Source organism: Mesorhizobium sp. M7A.F.Ca.ET.027.02.1.1 (assembly GCF_004022985.1).
In the GTDB taxonomy this organism is placed as follows: domain Bacteria; phylum Pseudomonadota; class Alphaproteobacteria; order Rhizobiales; family Rhizobiaceae; genus Mesorhizobium.
This window is the reverse complement of the sequence record NZ_RZOL01000629.1, coordinates 1-2,286: the sequence shown is the minus strand read 5'-3', so window position 1 is coordinate 2,286 and position 2,286 is coordinate 1. Positions and strand designations below refer to the sequence as shown.

General features: G+C 63.6%; 3 protein-coding genes. All 3 read right to left on the bottom strand.

The features are described from left to right. Positions 1 to 761 (bottom strand): 3-keto-5-aminohexanoate cleavage protein (locus EN749_RS34385; RefSeq protein WP_145991138.1); only part of this gene is annotated, 761 nt, incomplete at its 3' end. Beyond that, entirely contained in the window at positions 758 to 1,705 is a 948-nt protein-coding gene (locus tag EN749_RS34380; RefSeq protein ID WP_128364846.1) for a 3-hydroxyacyl-CoA dehydrogenase, read from the bottom strand. The genes EN749_RS34385 and EN749_RS34380, both read right to left, overlap by 4 nt. Before the next feature lie 10 nt (positions 1,706 to 1,715). Beyond that, positions 1,716 to 2,286 (bottom strand): SDR family oxidoreductase (locus EN749_RS34375; RefSeq protein ID WP_145991137.1); only part of this gene is annotated, 571 nt, incomplete at its 5' end.

Here is a 2,286-nt window from a genome sequence, read left to right as displayed (position 1 = left end):
CAGGCTATGCGCAGCTGGCTGGCGCCAGCGCCGAGAACCGACCAGCGGAACTGGTCGCCGAACAGCCGGTCGGCAGTGCGCTTCATATGGGCGACGTCTTCGGGATGGGTGCCGATGCCGCCGAGCAGTCCGAACACCGACTGCACGAAGAAAGGCGGCTTCACCAGCCCGCGGTCGGCGAAGTGCGAGAGGTTGTAGAGATGGGCGATGTCGTAGCACTCGAACTCGAAGCGCGTGCCGTTGTCGTAGCAGGTCGCCAGGATGTACTCGATGTCCTTGAACGAGTTGCGAAAGACGAGGTCGCGGGTCGCTTCCAGATGCGGCTTTTCCCAGTCGAATTTGAAGGTCTCGTATTTGTCGGCGAGGTGATAGAGCCCGAAATTGATCGAGCCCATATTGAGCGAGGCGACTTCCGGTTTGAACTGGGCGGCCGGGCGCACGCGCTCCTCGACCTTCATGTACGGGCTGCCACCGGTGGTGATGTTGATGGCGGCGTTGGTGCCTTGCTTGACGCGCGGCAGGAAGCGAGCGAAGGCCTCCGGCGTCTGGTCGGGCTTGCCGGTTTCCGGATCGCGCGCATGCAGATGCAGGATTGCGGCACCGGCTTCGGCAGCCGCGATCGCCTCCGAGGCGATCTGGTCTGGCGTGATCGGCAGATAAGGCGACATCGTCGGCGTGTGGATGGCACCTGTCACCGCGCAGGTGATGATGACCTTGCCCTTGGTCTGTGCAGGCCCCGGCTTGCGGCTCGTTTCGATCATTGTCCGTACTCCTGGTCCGATTTTTTCTTGTGCGCCGCCAGTGCCATCAGCCGGCGGTCACGCCACACCTGCCGCTCGCCGAGGTTTTCGCGCGGCAGGCGTTCGCGGCGGTCGGCTTCGATGGTTTTCATCACCTCACCCGCCCAGTCGACGCGCCGCTGCGTCTGGGGAAAAATGTTGGAATAGATGCCCTGATAGCGCTCGACATAGTCGCGCACGCCACCGGGTGCATTGAGATCGATGGTCTCGAACGGGCCCATGAACGACCAGCGCAGCGCCAGTCCGTCACGGATACCTATATCGACATCCTCGACGCTGGCGTAGCCGTCGGCGACAAGCCGGAAAGCCTCCTCCAGCAATGCGCCTTGCAGGCGGTTCATGATGAAGCCGTCGAGTTCGCGCTTCATCACCAGGGGCGCATGACCGGCGTCCATGAGGAAGGCGCGGGTTGTCTCGACCGTCTCGGCGGACGTCCATGGCGCCGGCACGATTTCGGCCGCCGGAATGAGATAGGGCGGGTTGATCGGATGCACGACCAAGCAGCGCTGCCGCCCTTGCAGATGGTCGGTGAATTTCGACGGCAACAGCGCCGAGGTGGAACTGGCGATGACTGTCCGCGGATCGGCAAGCCTGTCGATCAGGGCAAACACCTCCCGCTTCACCTCGAGGTCTTCGGGTGTGTTCTCCTGGATATGAACGGCACCCGCCAAGGCCTCTTCAAGCTCGGCGACAACGGAAATACGGTCAAGCACGTCACCGGCTTGCTGTCCCCGCAGAAGATCGTTCGCGGCGAGATCACCGAGCACGCCGGCAATGTAGTCGCGGGCGCCACCCGTGGCAGTGGGCAACTGGTCCCACATCCGCACATCATGGCCGGCGCGGGCAAAGCTGATTGCCCAGGCCCGCCCGATAAACCCGCTTCCGACGATCGCGACATTGGCCATGGCTTGTTCCTCAAAGTGTTTCGACGTTGCCGTCGACGCCGAGCGACTGGCCGGAAATGTTGATCCCCGCATCGGAGAGCAGGAAGGCGACCATCGACGCCACATCATAGGGGCTGGTCATGCGGCGCAGCGAGATGTTCTGCAGATAGCGTCCGGTCATCTCCTCGTGGCTGATACCGACCTGCTTGGCGCGCGCCGAGATAACACCTTCGATGCGGGGCCCCTCGATGATGCCGGGCAGGATGGCGTTGACCCTGATGGCGTGCGGTCCGAGCTCCTTGGCGAGACTCTGCGTGAAACCGATGACACCGAACTTGGCCGCCGAATAGGGTGTGCGGAAGGCGTAGCCATGGCGGCCGGCGGCAGACGACATCGAGACGATCGAACCACCGCCCGCCGCCTTGATCAGCGGCACGGCGCGCCGAGCGCACAGGAACTGGCCGGTCAGGCAGATGTCGATGCAGCGCCGCCAGTCGGAAGGGTCGATCTCGTCGACACCGCCGGTCGGCCCGGCAATGCCGGCATTGTTGATCAACGCATCGAGCCCGCCGAGTTTTTTCTCGACCGCCTCGAACAGGCGG

Bases quoted from the DNA above. Each gene is read 5' to 3' on its own strand.
- EN749_RS34380 (WP_128364846.1), bottom strand. From the start codon at position 1,705: ATGGCCAATGTCGCGATCGTCGGAAGCGGGTTTATCGGGCGGGCCTGG.